The organism is Streptomyces sp. NPDC005374 (genome assembly GCF_042872225.1).
In the GTDB taxonomy this organism is placed as follows: Bacteria; Actinomycetota; Actinomycetes; order Streptomycetales; family Streptomycetaceae; genus Streptomyces.
This window is the reverse complement of record NZ_JBIAKA010000018.1, coordinates 168,914-182,205: the sequence shown is the minus strand read 5'-3', so window position 1 is coordinate 182,205 and position 13,292 is coordinate 168,914. Positions and strand designations below refer to the sequence as shown.

Below are 13,292 nucleotides of genomic sequence, written 5' to 3'. Positions count from 1 at the left end.
ACGCACATGACTCAGTGCAAGGGTGCCGGGCATGACGACCAACGGGGGCTTCGAGCCCGTCTTCTGCACCGTCATTCCGCCGCATGTCCTCGACAGGCTGGCCCGGAACGACGATCCCGCACTCTCCGGTCCCGCCCAGCGCACCTTGATGCGCGACAGCGAACTGCGCGGCCGCCGCCGTGTGACGACCGAGTTCGGCCTCGCGGCCACGCCGACCACGAAGGCACCGTCGGACCAGCCGCTGCGCACCATCTACGACGCCGGGCACAGCACGGACCTGCCGGGCACGAAGGTCCGCGCCGAGGGTTCCGACCCCGGCCAGGACGCCACCGTCAACCGCGCCTACGCCGGCCTCGGCGCCACCTTCGAGCTGTACATGAAGGCCTACACGCGCCACTCCATCGACGGCGACGGCCTCCCGCTCGACGCCACCGTCCACTTCGACGAGAACTACAACAACGCCTTCTGGAACGGCGAGCAGATGGTGTTCGGCGACGGTGACGGCGAGATCTTCCTCGACTTCACCATCCCGATCGACGTCATCGGCCACGAACTCACGCACGGCGTCACGCAGTACACGGCGAACCTCACCTACTACGGCCAGCCGGGCGCCCTCAACGAGTCGATGTCCGACGTGTTCGGCTCGCTCATCAAGCAGTACACGCTCGGCCAGACCGCGGCCGAGGCCGACTGGCTGATCGGTGCGGGCCTGCTCGCGCCGAGCGTCTCCGGCAAGGCGCTGCGTTCGATGAAGGAGCCGGGCAGCGCGTACGACGACGACGTGCTCGGCAAGGACCCGCAGCCCGCGACCATGGACGACTACGTCCGCACCGGCCGCGACAACGGCGGCGTGCACATCAACTCCGGTATCCCCAACCACGCGTTCTACCTGGTCGCGTCCGCCCTCGGCGGCCACGCCTGGGAGCGCGCGGGCCAGATCTGGTACGACGTGCTGACCGGCGGCGAGCTGAGCGCGAGCGCCCTGTTCAACGACTTCGCGAAGCTGACCACCAAGGCGGCCCGCGAGCGCTACGGCGACGGCGGCGAGGAGCTCCAGGCCGTGTCGAAGGCCTGGGAGCAGGTGGGGGTGCGGATCCTGTGAGTCCGTACTAGACAGGGACCCATGCGTATTCAGGTGAGGCGCACGGGCGGGTTCGCGGGCATCGAGCGGCACAAGGTGGTCGACACCTCCGGGCTGCCCGATGCCCACGAATGGCAGGCCCTGGCCGAGAAGGCGGTCGCGGCCGGCCGGGGCACCCGGCCGATCGGGGTTCCGGACGGCTTCAGCTACGAGATCACCGTGGACGGCAGGACGGTGTACGCGGCCGATCCCCGGCTGACGGAAGAGCAGCGGAAACTGATCTCGAAGGTGCTCAAAGAGGGCGCGTAACTGCTTGTTCACGCCTGCCCGTTGACTTCCCTACCCGCCAGTACCGATGATCCGGCGCATGGCGACTGAAGAGCATGCGATCCCCCGGTTCCCGGCCGGCTTCCTGTGGGGTGTCTCGACCTCGGCCCATCAGATCGAGGGCGCGGCGGACGAGCGCGAGCGGTCCGTGTGGGACACCTTCACGGCCGAACCGGGCCGCGTGAAGGACGGCTCGACGGCGGCGGTGGCCTGCGACCACTACCACCGCTACCGCGAGGACGTGTCCCTGCTGGCGGGCCTGGGCGTGGACGCGTACCGCTTCTCGATCTCCTGGCCGCGCGTCCGCACGGACAAGGGCCTGGACTTCTACGACCGCCTCGTGGACGAACTGGCCGGGGCGGGCGTGCGTCCGGTCCCGACCCTCTTCCACTGGGACCTGCCGGTGACCCTTCAGGAGGAGGGCGGCTGGCTGGAGCGGGACACCGCCTCCCGGTTCGCCGAGTACGTCTCCGTCGTCGCCGACCGTCTCGGCGACCGCGTCACCAAGTGGATCACCATCAACGAGCCCGCCGAACACACCCTGTTCGGCCATGCGCTCGGCGCCCACGCCCCCGGCAAGCAGCTGATGTTCGACGCGCTGCCCGCCGCCCACCACCAGCTCCTGGCCCACGGCCTGGCCGTCCAGGCACTGCGCGCCTCCGGCGCCACGGACATCGGGATCGCCAACTCGCACGGCCCGACCTGGCCGGCCTCCCAGGACCAACCGGACCTGGAGGCAGCCGACTTCTACGACCTGCTGCTCAACCGGCTCTTCGCCGACCCGGTCCTGCTGGGCGAATACCCGTCCGGACTAGGCGAGTTGATGCCGGGCGACGTCGCCGCCGACCTGAAGGTGATCAGCGAACCCCTCGACTTCTACGGCGTCAACTACTACGCCCCGACCCGCGTGGGCGCCCCGCAGGGCGAGGACATCGAGTTCGGCGGCCTGACGATCCCCGCCGAACTCCCCTTCTCCGTCCAGGAGATCGAGAACGTCCCGGTGACCGACTTCGGGTGGCCGGTGGTCCCGGAAGGACTCACCGAACTCCTCACCGGCATGCGCGAGCGCTACGGCGACCGGCTCCCGCCCGTGGTCATCACCGAGAACGGCTGCTCCTACGAGGGCATCGACGACCAGAAGCGGATCGCCTACCTGGACGGCCACATCCGCGCCCTGCACAAGGCGGTCGAGGCAGGCGTGGACGTGCGCGGGTACTTCGTGTGGTCGCTGATGGACAACTTCGAGTGGGCGGAGGGGTACGCGCGGCGGTTCGGCTTGGTCCACGTGGACTTCGACGACCCCGCGACGCTCACCAGGACCCCGAAGGCGTCCTACGGCTGGTTCCAGGAGCTGCTGCGGGCCCAGAAGTGACGACCGTCCGCCCGGACGCCCTCGCCGAACCCGTCGAGCGGGTCGGCAAGGGCTGGACCGCGTCCCTGTCGCTGGCCAACGTGGCGATCTGGGTGGGCTGGTACGGGCCGCTGCAGATCCTGCTGGCCCGGCAGGCGGAGGACTTCGCGCCCGGCACCGGCATGTCGAAGGAGACGCTGCTGGCCTGGGTGACGGGCGTGGGCGCGGTGGTGTCGCTGGCGGCGAACCCGTTCTTCGGCGCCCTGTCGGACCGCACCACGGCCCGCTGGGGCCGCCGCAGCCCGTGGATCGTGGCCGGTGCGGCGGGCGGCGCGCTGTCGCTGCTGGTGCTCGCCGGTGCGGGCGGGCTGTGGCTCATGACGCTCGGCTGGTGTCTGGTCCAGCTCACCCTGAACGCGTCCTTCGCGGCCGTCACGGCGGCCGTACCGGACCGGGTGCCTCGGTTCCAGCGGGGCGCGGTGGGCGGCTGGATCGGCGCGGCGCAGATCCTCGGCGCGGTCGTCGGCACGGGACTCGCGACGGCGGCGGGCGGCATCGCGGCGGGCTACGCGGCCTGCGCGGTGTTCACCCTGGCGGGGGTGCTGCCGTACGTGCTCGCGCACCGGGATCTGCGGCTGTCGGCCACGGACCGGCCGGCCTGGTCATGGCGGTCGTTCGCGCGCGGCTTCCGGCTCAGCCCACGCCGCTACCCGGACTTCGCGTGGGCCTGGCTGACCCGCTTCCTGATCAACCTCAGCAACGCGCTGGTGCTCCTCTACCTCCTCTACTACCTGCGGGACAGCCTCCACTACGACGATCCCGAGCAGGGCGTCCTGATCCTGACCGCGGTGGACAGCGTGGCGCTGCTGGCCACGGTGGTCGTGGGCGGCGTCTGGTCGGACCGTGTGGGGCGGCGCAAGCCCTTCGTGCGCTGGTCCGGGGTGCTGATGGCGGTCGCCACGGGACTGCTCGCCGTCTGGCAGACCTGGCCGAGCGCGATCATCGTGGCGGCGCTGCTGGGGGTCGGGCTGGGGGTTTTCATGTCGGTCGACTTCGCCTTGATGACAGATGTCCTGCCCACGGCGATGGACCGGGGAAAGGACTTGGGCGTCATCAACATCGCCAATGCCCTCCCCCAGGTGGCCGCCCCCGCGTTGGCAGCACCGATCGTGACGCACCTAGGGGGGTACCGGGTGCTGTATGGGGTGGCGGCGGTGGTGGGTTTGGGAGGGGCGGTACTGGTCGGCCGCATAAGAAACGTCGACTAGACCCAGTCAGGGGCGCGGGGAACTGCGCGACCAGCCCCCACCGGCCCGCAGACGCCAACCGGCCCAGAGCTACAGCGCCCCGGCCTCCCGAGCCGCATAAACCGACGGATACACCGCCCGATACCCCAGCTCCCGCCGAATCCGCTCGGTGGACGTGATGACAGCCCACGGGTCCGGGTCGGTCCGGGTGTAGAGCGCGGCCGGAATCTCCACCCCGTTGAGCTGATGCAACTCCACCGCCGTCACAGGCGCGTCGTCGGCGATGTTGTACACCCGCCCCGAGATCCCCGGCGCGTGCAGGATCCGCAGCAACGCCTGGCCGACATCCGCGTGGTGCCCCATCTGGAGCCGCTGGTTCGCCGCCCAGTTCTTGGCCCACATCAGGGACTGCGCGAGATGCGGATCCCCCTCGCCGTAGACGAAGGGAAGCCGCCCGACGCGCACGTCGAGACCCTCCATCGCGAGCAACCGCCGCTCGGCCTCCGCCTTGGACTCGGGATAGGCACCCCACATCGCCCCGCCCGGCAGGCTCTCGTCGTCCTCGGTGAGCGGGCGGCCGCGCCCGGCGCCGTACACGAGACCGGTGCTGACCTGCACGAACCTCTGCACCCCGGAGGCCACCGCGGCGCGCCCCAGCTCCACCGCCGCGTCCCGGTTGACGGCCCACGCCTCCTCGTCCGGCACTCCCCGGAAGGCCGCGGCGACGTTCACCACCGCATCGACGCCCGCGACGGCCTTGCCCAGCACCTCGGTGTCCCGCAGATCCCCTACGACGACCTCGGCGCCGAGTTCCGCGAAGGGCTCAGCGCGCGAGGCGTCCCGTACGAGAACCCGCACCTTCTCCCCCGGCCGGGATTGCGCCAGCAGCCTCGGTACGAAGCGCCGGCCGACCTGTCCTGTCGTACCTGTCACCAAAGTCAGCATGTTCTGCTCCTGTCGTCCCGACCAGCGTGGAACGGCCGCGGACGCACCGGGAGAGACCTCCTGATCAGGGGATCGACAGTCCCTGGATAAGCCGGGCGGGCTGCCGCACGCTGGAGGGGTGAACCGAGCCGAACTCGCCGACTTCCTGCGCCGTGGCCGTGCCCGGCTGAACCCGTCCGACGTGGGCCTCACGGCCGGTGCGCGCCGCCGTACACCGGGCCTGCGCCGGGAGGAGGTGGCCCAGCTCGCCGGGATGTCGGTGGACTACTACACCCGCCTCGAACAGTCCCGGGGACCGCGTCCGTCCCGTCAGATGCTGACCGCGCTGGCCCGCGCGCTGCGACTGACCGCCGTGGAGCAGGACCACCTGTTCCACCTGGCCGGCGAGGAGCCCCCGCGGCGCGAGACGGCGTCGGCGCATGTCCGCCCGGGGCTGCTGCTGATCCTGGACCGGCTGCACGACACCCCGGCGCAGGTGGTGAACGACTGCGGTGAGGTGCTGGCACAGAACGCGATGGCCCGGGCGCTGGTCGGCGACGTGATGTCCCGTCCGCGCCGCGACCGCAACCTGGTCCGCCGCTTCTTCCTGGACCCGGCCGCGCGCACGCTCTTCCCCGAGGAGGACCTCGCGGACCACGCGCGCACCCAGGTCGCCACCCTGCGCGCGGTGGCCGCGGCCCGCCCCGACGATCCGGAACCGACCGCGCTGGTCGCCGAACTCCGGTCCGCGAGCGAGGAGTTCGCGCGCCTGTGGGACGAGCACGAGGTGTCCCAGCGGGACAGGGCGACGAAGCGCTTCGTGCACCCCGTGGTCGGCCTGCTGGAGCTGGACTGCGAGGTCATGGTCAGCCACGAACACCACCACCTCCTGGTAGTCCACACGGCCCGCCCAGGAACAGAGGCGTACGACCGCCTGCGACTACTGCAGGTGGTGGGCCTGCAGGACCTGACCCCGACCCTGGGGGCTGCGCCCCCAGACCCCCATCGGCCCTGAAGGGGCCTCGTCCTCAAACGCCGGACAGGCTAAAAATAGCCCCTCCGGCGTTTGAGGAGCGGGGGCCCGGGGGCGGAGCCCCCGAAGGACGGGACGGGTAGGGGCGGCGGGGGCGAAAAAAACCTAGAACCCCAGCTTCCGCAGCTGCCGCGGATCCCGCTGCCAGTCCTTCGCCACCTTCACGTGCAGATCCAAAAACACCGGCGTCCCCAGCAACGCCTCGATCTGCTTCCGCGACTTGATGCCGACCTCCTTCAGCCGCTTCCCCTTGGGCCCGATGATGATGCCCTTCTGGCTCGGCCGCTCGATGTAGACGAAGGCGTGGATGTCGAGGAGGGGCTTGTCGGCGGGCCGGTCCTCGCGGGGCAGCATCTCCTCCACGACGACGGCGATGGAGTGCGGAAGCTCGTCTCGCACACCCTCGAGCGCCGCCTCCCGGATCAACTCCGCGATCATGACCTGCTCGGGCTCGTCGGTGAGGTCGCCCTCGGGATACAGCGCCGGACCCTCGGGAAGCATCGGGATCAGCAGGTCCGCCAGCAGGTCCACCTGCTGGTTCGCGGTCGCCGACACCGGGACGATCTCCGCCCACTCGATACCGAGCTCCTTGCCGAGCTGGTCGACGGCGATCAGCTGCTCGGCGAGGGTCTTGGAGTCGACGAGGTCGGTCTTCGTGATGATCGCGACCTTCGGGGACTTCTTGATCCCCGCCAGTTCCTTCGCGATGAACCGGTCACCCGGGCCGAGCTTCTCGTTCGCGGGCAGGCAGAAGCCGATCACGTCGACCTCGGCCCAGGTGGTCCGGACGACGTCGTTCAGCCGCTGGCCGAGCAGCGTGCGCGGCTTGTGGAGACCGGGGGTGTCGACGAGGATCAGCTGGGCCTCGGGCCGGTGCACGATCCCGCGTACCGTGTGCCGCGTCGTCTGCGGCTGGTTCGCGGTGATCGCCACCTTCTGGCCGACCAGAGCGTTCGTAAGGGTGGACTTGCCCGCGTTGGGGCGACCCACGAAGCAGGCGAAGCCGGCGCGGTGGGGTGCCGCCGACGACGCCGACGACTCGGATGACTGACTGCGAACGCTCATGGGCCCCATTCTCCCTGATCCACAGAGCCCCGCCGTACAGGCGCCCGAACACCGTCCCGACGGTGAGCTTCCGGTAACCCGACCGCAATGAAACACATCGGAAACACCCCCGTGCACAACCGGAAACGCGTGCCGGTGACCCTCTGACGAGCCCCCACCTCGTTGGAGACCTCCATGCCCCTCGCCGCGCAAGGCATCGACACCGGCGACACCGCCTGGCTGCTCGCCGCCACCGCCCTCGTCCTGCTGATGACCCCGGGTCTGGCCCTGTTCTACGGCGGCATGGTCCGCACGAAGAGCGTCCTCAACATGCTGATGATGAGCTTCGTGTCGATCGCCCTGGTCACGGTGGTGTGGCTGGCGGCCGGCTACTCGCTGGCCTTCGGGGACGACATCGGCGGCGGGCTCATCGGCGGGCTGAAGCACGCCGGCATGAGCGGCCTCGGCCCGGACAGCGTCCACGGCACCGTCCCGACCCTCCTCTTCGCCACCTTCCAGCTCACCTTCGCGATCATCACGGCGGCCCTGATCAGCGGCGCGATCGCGGATCGCGCGAAGTTCGGGGCGTGGCTGGTGTTCGTGCCCGTGTGGGCGCTGCTCGTATACGTTCCCGTCGCCCACTGGGTGTGGGGCCCTGGCGGCTGGATCCTGGACCGGCTCGGCGCGCTCGACTTCGCGGGCGGTCTGCCGGTGGAGATCACCTCCGGCGCCTCCGGTCTGGCGCTCGCGCTGGTCCTCGGCCCGCGTCTGGGCTTCAAGAAAGATGCCATGCGCCCGCACAACCTGCCCATGGTCATGATGGGTGCCGGTCTCCTCTGGTTCGGCTGGTTCGGCTTCAACGCCGGTTCCGCCCTCGGTGCCAACGGGCTGGCGGCGGCGGCCTTCCTCAACACCCTCGCCGCCGGCTGCACCGGTCTGCTCGGCTGGCTCTTCGTCGAGCAGAGGCGCGACGGCCACCCGACCACGCTCGGCGCGGCGTCCGGCGCGGTCGCGGGCCTGGTCGCGATCACCCCGTCCTGCGGTTCGGTCTCGCTCCTCGGCGCACTCGTCGTCGGCCTCGCCGCCGGTGTCGTCTGCTCGTACGCCGTGGGCTGGAAGTTCCGGCTGAACTACGACGACTCGCTCGACGTCGTCGGCGTCCACCTGGTCGGCGGAGTCATCGGCACGCTCCTGATCGGAGTCTTCGCGGAGAAGGCGATGACCGGCGGCGCCGAGGGCCTCCTCTACGGCGGCGGGCTCGCCCAGCTCGGCAGGCAGCTGGTGGCCGTGGCCGCCGTGGGGACGTACGCCTTCGTACTGACGTACGGCATCGGGAAGCTGATCGACAGGACCATGGGCTTCCGGGCCGACGAGGAGCACGAGCACACCGGTCTGGACCTTACGGTGCACGCCGAGACCGCATACGATCACGGCGTCCTGGGCCACGGTGCCCCGGTCGGCGCGTCCTCCGTGATCCCCTCCACCCCCTCCGATCAGAAGGCCAAGACCCAGGCATGAAGCTCATCACCGCGATCGTCAAGCCGTACCGCCTCGACGAGGTCAAGACCGCGCTCCAGGAGATCGGCGTCCACGGCCTGACCGTGACCGAGGCCAGCGGCTACGGCCGGCAGCGCGGCCACACCGAGGTGTACCGCGGCGCCGAGTACCAGGTCGACCTGGTGCCCAAGGTCCGTATCGAGGTCGTCGTCGACGACGCCGACTCGGACGCGGTCGTCGACGCGATCGTCAAGGCGGCCCGGACGGGCAAGATCGGCGACGGCAAGGTCTGGGCCCTGCCGGTCGAGGCGGTCGTACGGGTACGGACGGGCGAGCGGGGCACCGACGCGCTGTAAAGCGCCCCTTCAGGGGCGCGGGGCTGTGTCAATTTGCGGCTCCGCCGCGTGGGCGCGACCAGCCCCCACCGGCCCGCACCCGCAAACGAACCCACAACCCCCCTCCCACGGCACCCGCCAAGAACAGCACCACCGCAACCAACCAAGGCAACGCAAAGAACCCCGCACTCGCAGACTCACGCGTATCCTTCGCGCTCGCCGTCAACTTCACATCGCCCCAGTCGAGTTGCGGCGCCCCCCGCCAGGGCTCACTCAGCCGCACCCGCTGCCCCGGCAGCAACTCCCCCGGAATCTTGGCGAGTTCACGGGAGAGCAAGGTACGCCCGAACAACCCGGTAGCCCGCAGCTCCACCTTCGGATTCAGCGTCACATTCCCGGTGTTGCGCAAGGTGTACGACACCGTCGCACCGCTGTCCCCCAACCCCGGCACCAGCGGCTGGTGATGGCTGACGTGGACGTTCTCGACGCTGATCGCGGGGACGGTGGGCCCGCCGACGCGGAGGTAGATCCGGGCGGCGACGGCCCGCTGCACCCCGAGCGCCACCGTGCCGTCGCCCTTGTCGACCCGTTCGTCCAGGGCCACCAACGCGCCGGGGTGGTCGCCCGGTTCGGCGCCCTCGGGGACCGTCAGGGTGAAGGGCACGGTGATCTTGCCGTGCGCGGGGACCGTGACCCGGGACTTCGCGGGCTTCGCCCAGGCCCCTACCGCGCGCTGTTTCTCCGCGACCGTACGCACGGCGAAACCGCCGTCGCGGGCGGTGTTGTAGGCGTCGGCGGCGTAGAGCCGGAAGGTCAGCGGTTCGGCGGTCTTGTTGGTGACGATCACCTTGTCGTCGATGCTCTGCCCGGGATCGGCGGAGAGGTAGAAGTAGGGCCGCGCGGCGATCTGGGACGCGGCGGGATACACGGACCAGCTGCCGTTGTCGGCGGCGTGCGCGGGCACGGCCGGTACGCCGATGCCGAGGAACACGCTCAGGAGGAGGACGTACAGCTTGCGCATGGGTGCGGACCCCCACGGGTGCGAGAAGGACGGGACGGGCGGGTGCGGGCGCCCGTACGGTCAGCTGAGCGTGAGGGTGAGAACGCCGGAGTACGAGCCCGGAGGCGTGAACGCCGGTACGTTCAGGACGAGTTTCGCGTCCGCGGTGAACTCACCGCCGGTGAGTGTGCCGTTGGGGGTGGACGCGAGGGTGGCTCCCGAGGAACCGACCGTGCCGGGCGAACCGGCCTGGCAGGTGCTCGGGCTGCCCGCCTTGGTGGCGCAGGCGGGGGTCCAGCTCAGTGCCCCGGCATCGATCTTGGCGCCGGGTCCGGTGAAGTCGGTGACCTTGCCGGTCAGGGACCAGCCGGCGGGGCCGCCGCGGAAGTCCTTGACGGTCACCTTGTTCAGGTCGCCGTTCGACGCTCCGCCCGTGCCGTAGTCCACCGCCGACAGACCGACGGAGTCCCCGGCCTGGGTCATGGACAGGCTGCCCGCGTTCACCTTGCTGGTGAGCTTCTGGCTGCCTGCCGGGATGGGCGTGTCGTCGATGACGACGTACGCCTTGGGGCCGGCCCCCTTGGCGTCGCTGTACGCGCTGCCCTCGAACGCCACGACGCCGGTCGTCGTCTTGTCGTTGACGACGAGCGACCCGCTGAAGGCGCCCGAGGAGTCGGCGGTGGCGGTGGCGGTGTCCGCTGTCTGGGCGGCGCCGGACCGCCCGGCCAGGGTGACCGTCGCCCCCGGGGTGAACTTGCTGCCGGTGACGGTGACGCTGTCACCGGGTTTGCCGGATGCCGAACCCAGCGAGATGTCCCGCTCGTTGACGGGGTTCGCGTCCGTCGCGGTCACCGTCTCGGAGACCGGGGCGGGCGGGTTCGTCACCGTGCAGGGGGTGTCCAGCTCCAGGATGTAGCTGGTGTGGATGTTGTAGTCGCCGGGCGACAGCGTGATCGCGCCGGGTGCGGTGACCTTGAAGGTGCCGGTCATCTCGAACCCCGGGAAGGCCGCGTTGCCGGCCACCGGATCGTTCTTCTTCGGGCCCGCCACGGTGACGGACCCGGTCTGGGCCCCGCCCAGGGCGACCTTGCCGGTCGGCGTCATGATGTCGGCCGGCAGGCTGATGGCGGTGGGGTTGCTCGCGGCGGGCTTGACCACCTTGTAGGTGACGGTGACGGTGTCGCCGACCTTGGGGCTGGTGTTGTCCACCGAGACGTTGGCCGTGGTGGTGCCGTCGATCGGCGGGATGCCCGCCACCGCGGGCGGGATGCAGTGTGTGGCGAAGTCCACGTTCGTGGCGGCACCGGCCGGACAGGCCAGTGCGCCGCCCGCGGTGACCGCGAGTGCGGTCACCCCGAGCAATGACACCAAGCGGCGTCTTCGAGTCGTCGAACCCATGGGTGTGCCCCCTCCGGAAGCTCCTGAAGTCCTGTGCCGACAGGGGGCATTGATGTGTGGATTGCGCGAGAAGTCAATGGAGCTGCCGCAAGAATCTGATGGGTCATCAGTTCCTGCGGCAGCATGAGCGGTTGCTCTGGCGGTTGCGCGAGCGGTTGCTCAGTCGAACACGAACGGCCCCGGCGCCTGCGGCCCGGTCGCCGTGCAGGTGACGGTGATCCCGAAGACGACGATCTGCAGCGAACCGCCGTACGACTCCAGGCTGTCGCCGGCCGCCACGGTGCCGTTGAGGGGGCCGACGACGACGGGGTCACCGGTCGCGATGGCGGGGTTCTCCGTGCCGGAGAAGGTGGTGGTGCCGCCGTTCGCGTTCACGAAGGTGAGGGTCGAGGCGATCGAGTCCTCGGAGAGCGCGAGCGGCGCGTTGATCGCCGAGGTGACGGTGACGGTGGCGGCGGTGCCGTCCTGGGTGGCGGTGAGAGTGGCCTCACCGCTGCCGAACATGCCGCAGTCCGCGGTGATGGTCGCGGTGTCCGGGGTGACGGCCAGGGCGGCGGGTGCGAACGCGAGTGCGGCGGCCGCGAGTGCGCCGACCGCCAGTGCCGCACCGGTTGCTGTGCGTGTGCCTCTCATGAAATCCGGTTCCCTTCCCGTGGTGGGGACTGCCATGTGGGGATGGACGGGGGGTGCGTTCCGACGGGCGGCCGATGCTCACGGGCGTGGTGCGGGACGCTTCGCGAGCTGGAATCTGACGGTCCGTCGGAATCTCCGGTTCCATTGATGCGCCTGGGGCGACCCACGGCAAGCGGGATTTCCGGCCAAGTGTTACCGGTGGTATCAGCCAGCGGTGACGGTAGTCCGCACGGTGCCGTCGGTCCCCGCCACGAGTACCGGGGTGTCCGGCCCGCCGAGATCCCCGACAGCGGCGAGGTCGGCCGCGGCGACCGCGTCGGCCTCCGTGACGACCGCTGCCGCCTCCAGGGACTTCGCCCCGGACGCCACCGCCATGGCCACCGCGGTTTGCAGTGCGCTCAGCCGCAAAGAGGCCAGCGCGACGGTCCCCGCCACATACGTCCGGCCGGTCTCGTCCCGTACGGCCGCCCCCTCGGGCACACCGTTGCGGGCCCGGGCCGAACGGGCCAGGGTGACGATCTTGCGGTCCTCGGGGTCGAGCGCGCTGTTGTCGGTCATGACAGGAGCATACGAAGCGCGGCCACGGTCACCCCGCCACGGGGTACATCGACCCGCGCCGCCCCTCCGGCGAGGCCAGCCACTCCAGCTTGGCCGCGGTGTTCGCCTCGTCCAGCGGAGTGTGCAGGACCACCGTCAGATCGGGCCGCGCCGGCACCCGCATCGCCGTGGACTCCACGCACAGCAGCCCGACCAGCGGATGGTCGAGCTCCTTGCGGATCACCCCGGCGTCCTCGATGTCCCGCCGCTCCCACAGCTCCGTGAAATGGTCACTGGCCTCCATCAGCCGGGCCAGCAGCTCCTGGAACCCCTCGTCGTGCGGGCGCGCGGAGGAGGCGGCCCGGAACTGCGCGACGACGGTGCGCGCATTCTCTTCCCAGCTGTGCGAACGCGACCGGTACAGCGGATCCGTGAAGAAGTCGATGATGCAGTTCTGTGTGTTCTCCGGCCGCATGCCGAGCACCCAGCCCGCGGCATCGTTGTACATCACACAGTTGTAGTACGGGTCCATGATGTGCGCCGGATACGGCAGCCACGCGTCGATCAGCCGCCGCAGCCCCTCACAGCCGTGGTCGGCGGCCGGTTCGGGCGCGGGCGGGTTCAGCCCGGCGAGGACGTACAGGTGCCGCCGCTCGGCGTTGCTGAGCCGCAGCACCCGCCCGACGGAGTCGAGGACCTGCGGGGAGACGGAGATGTCCCGCCCCTGCTCCAGCCACTGGTACCAGGAGGCGCCCACCCCCGCGAGCACGGCGACCTCCTCGCGCCGCAGCCCGGGCGTCCGCCGCCGCGCCCCGCCGTCCGGCAGCCCGGCCTCGGTGGGCGAGACCCGGGCCCGCCGGCTCATCAGGAACTCGCGCAGCTCAC

General features: G+C 70.5%; 14 protein-coding genes. 7 read left to right on the top strand and 7 right to left on the bottom strand.

Going from position 1 to position 13,292, the window contains the following annotated elements; all coding sequences use genetic code 11:
- Positions 1-31: 31 nt before the first annotated feature.
- Genes ACFYRX_RS36875 through ACFYRX_RS36860 form a run of 4 tightly spaced genes read left to right on the top strand, consistent with a single transcriptional unit; the run spans position 32 to position 4,027 of the window.
- Complete coding sequence (locus ACFYRX_RS36875; protein WP_389109676.1) at positions 32-1,102, top strand: M4 family metallopeptidase; 1,071 nt, start codon at positions 32-34, stop codon at positions 1,100-1,102.
- Between the two features lie 21 nt (positions 1,103-1,123).
- Positions 1,124-1,390 (top strand): protealysin inhibitor emfourin, encoded by a 267-nt coding sequence (locus ACFYRX_RS36870; protein WP_389109673.1) that lies wholly within the window; start codon positions 1,124-1,126, stop codon positions 1,388-1,390.
- 46 nt (positions 1,391-1,436) lie between these two features.
- A complete protein-coding gene (locus ACFYRX_RS36865) occupies positions 1,437-2,780 on the top strand; it encodes a GH1 family beta-glucosidase (protein WP_389109671.1) in 1,344 nt (447 codons plus the stop codon).
- Positions 2,777-4,027 carry an MFS transporter gene (locus ACFYRX_RS36860; RefSeq protein WP_389109668.1) on the top strand — a complete coding sequence of 417 codons (1,251 nt, stop codon included), beginning with the start codon at positions 2,777-2,779 and terminating at the stop codon, positions 4,025-4,027. The genes ACFYRX_RS36865 and ACFYRX_RS36860 overlap by 4 nt, the downstream gene beginning before the upstream one ends.
- A 69-nt stretch (positions 4,028-4,096) precedes the next feature.
- Here the strand turns inward: ACFYRX_RS36860 and ACFYRX_RS36855 are convergent, their stop codons facing one another.
- Positions 4,097-4,951, bottom strand: coding sequence for an NAD-dependent epimerase/dehydratase family protein (locus tag ACFYRX_RS36855; protein WP_389109665.1), 855 nt, complete (start codon positions 4,949-4,951; stop codon positions 4,097-4,099).
- 118 nt (positions 4,952-5,069) lie between these two features.
- Between ACFYRX_RS36855 and ACFYRX_RS36850 the strand changes: the two genes are divergently transcribed.
- The gene (locus ACFYRX_RS36850; RefSeq protein ID WP_389109662.1) at positions 5,070-5,945 is read left to right on the top strand and encodes a helix-turn-helix transcriptional regulator; all 876 of its coding nucleotides are present in this window, start codon (positions 5,070-5,072) and stop codon (positions 5,943-5,945) included.
- A 123-nt stretch (positions 5,946-6,068) separates the two neighbouring features.
- Here ACFYRX_RS36850 and era read toward each other — a convergent pair whose 3' ends face one another.
- On the bottom strand, positions 6,069-7,037 hold the full coding sequence (gene era, locus ACFYRX_RS36845; RefSeq protein WP_389109660.1) for a GTPase Era: 969 nt from the start codon (positions 7,035-7,037) through the stop codon (positions 6,069-6,071).
- Positions 7,038-7,202: 165 nt separating this feature from the next.
- Here era and ACFYRX_RS36840 point away from each other — a divergent pair, with 165 nt between their 5' ends.
- Complete coding sequence (locus ACFYRX_RS36840; RefSeq protein ID WP_389109658.1) at positions 7,203-8,525, top strand: ammonium transporter; 1,323 nt, start codon at positions 7,203-7,205, stop codon at positions 8,523-8,525.
- Positions 8,522-8,860 (top strand): P-II family nitrogen regulator, encoded by a 339-nt coding sequence (locus ACFYRX_RS36835; protein WP_389109655.1) that lies wholly within the window; start codon positions 8,522-8,524, stop codon positions 8,858-8,860. The genes ACFYRX_RS36840 and ACFYRX_RS36835 overlap by 4 nt, the downstream gene beginning before the upstream one ends.
- A gap of 28 nt (positions 8,861-8,888) precedes the next feature.
- Here the strand turns inward: ACFYRX_RS36835 and ACFYRX_RS36830 are convergent, their stop codons facing one another.
- The 5 genes from ACFYRX_RS36830 to ACFYRX_RS36810 all read right to left on the bottom strand — a co-directional run bounded on the left by ACFYRX_RS36830 (position 8,889) and on the right by ACFYRX_RS36810 (position 13,272).
- The gene (locus ACFYRX_RS36830; protein ID WP_389109652.1) at positions 8,889-9,860 is read right to left on the bottom strand and encodes a WxL protein peptidoglycan domain-containing protein; all 972 of its coding nucleotides are present in this window, start codon (positions 9,858-9,860) and stop codon (positions 8,889-8,891) included.
- 60 nt (positions 9,861-9,920) lie between these two features.
- Positions 9,921-11,237 carry a beta-xylosidase gene (locus tag ACFYRX_RS36825; RefSeq protein WP_389109649.1) on the bottom strand — a complete coding sequence of 439 codons (1,317 nt, stop codon included), beginning with the start codon at positions 11,235-11,237 and terminating at the stop codon, positions 9,921-9,923.
- A 159-nt stretch (positions 11,238-11,396) separates the two neighbouring features.
- Positions 11,397-11,870: a hypothetical protein gene (locus ACFYRX_RS36820; RefSeq protein ID WP_389109648.1), complete on the bottom strand. Its 474-nt coding sequence runs from the start codon at positions 11,868-11,870 to the stop codon at positions 11,397-11,399.
- A gap of 204 nt (positions 11,871-12,074) precedes the next feature.
- Positions 12,075-12,428 carry a cytidine deaminase gene (locus ACFYRX_RS36815; RefSeq protein ID WP_389109646.1) on the bottom strand — a complete coding sequence of 118 codons (354 nt, stop codon included), beginning with the start codon at positions 12,426-12,428 and terminating at the stop codon, positions 12,075-12,077.
- 28 nt (positions 12,429-12,456) lie between these two features.
- Positions 12,457-13,272: a helix-turn-helix transcriptional regulator gene (locus ACFYRX_RS36810; protein ID WP_389109864.1), complete on the bottom strand. Its 816-nt coding sequence runs from the start codon at positions 13,270-13,272 to the stop codon at positions 12,457-12,459.
- Positions 13,273-13,292: the final 20 nt, after the last annotated feature.

Bases quoted from the DNA above. Each gene is read 5' to 3' on its own strand.
- ACFYRX_RS36875 (WP_389109676.1), top strand. From the start codon at position 32: ATGACGACCAACGGGGGCTTCGAGCCCGTCTTCTGCACCGTCATTCCG.
- ACFYRX_RS36870 (WP_389109673.1), top strand. From the start codon at position 1,124: ATGCGTATTCAGGTGAGGCGCACGGGCGGGTTCGCGGGCATCGAGCGG.
- ACFYRX_RS36865 (WP_389109671.1), top strand. From the start codon at position 1,437: ATGATCCGGCGCATGGCGACTGAAGAGCATGCGATCCCCCGGTTCCCG.
- ACFYRX_RS36855 (WP_389109665.1), bottom strand. From the start codon at position 4,951: ATGCTGACTTTGGTGACAGGTACGACAGGACAGGTCGGCCGGCGCTTC.
- era (WP_389109660.1), bottom strand. From the start codon at position 7,037: ATGGGGCCCATGAGCGTTCGCAGTCAGTCATCCGAGTCGTCGGCGTCG.
- ACFYRX_RS36840 (WP_389109658.1), top strand. From the start codon at position 7,203: ATGCCCCTCGCCGCGCAAGGCATCGACACCGGCGACACCGCCTGGCTG.
- ACFYRX_RS36835 (WP_389109655.1), top strand. From the start codon at position 8,522: ATGAAGCTCATCACCGCGATCGTCAAGCCGTACCGCCTCGACGAGGTC.
- ACFYRX_RS36830 (WP_389109652.1), bottom strand. From the start codon at position 9,860: ATGCGCAAGCTGTACGTCCTCCTCCTGAGCGTGTTCCTCGGCATCGGC.
- ACFYRX_RS36825 (WP_389109649.1), bottom strand. From the start codon at position 11,237: ATGGGTTCGACGACTCGAAGACGCCGCTTGGTGTCATTGCTCGGGGTG.
- ACFYRX_RS36820 (WP_389109648.1), bottom strand. From the start codon at position 11,870: ATGAGAGGCACACGCACAGCAACCGGTGCGGCACTGGCGGTCGGCGCA.
- ACFYRX_RS36815 (WP_389109646.1), bottom strand. From the start codon at position 12,428: ATGACCGACAACAGCGCGCTCGACCCCGAGGACCGCAAGATCGTCACC.
- ACFYRX_RS36810 (WP_389109864.1), bottom strand. From the start codon at position 13,272: ATGAGCCGGCGGGCCCGGGTCTCGCCCACCGAGGCCGGGCTGCCGGAC.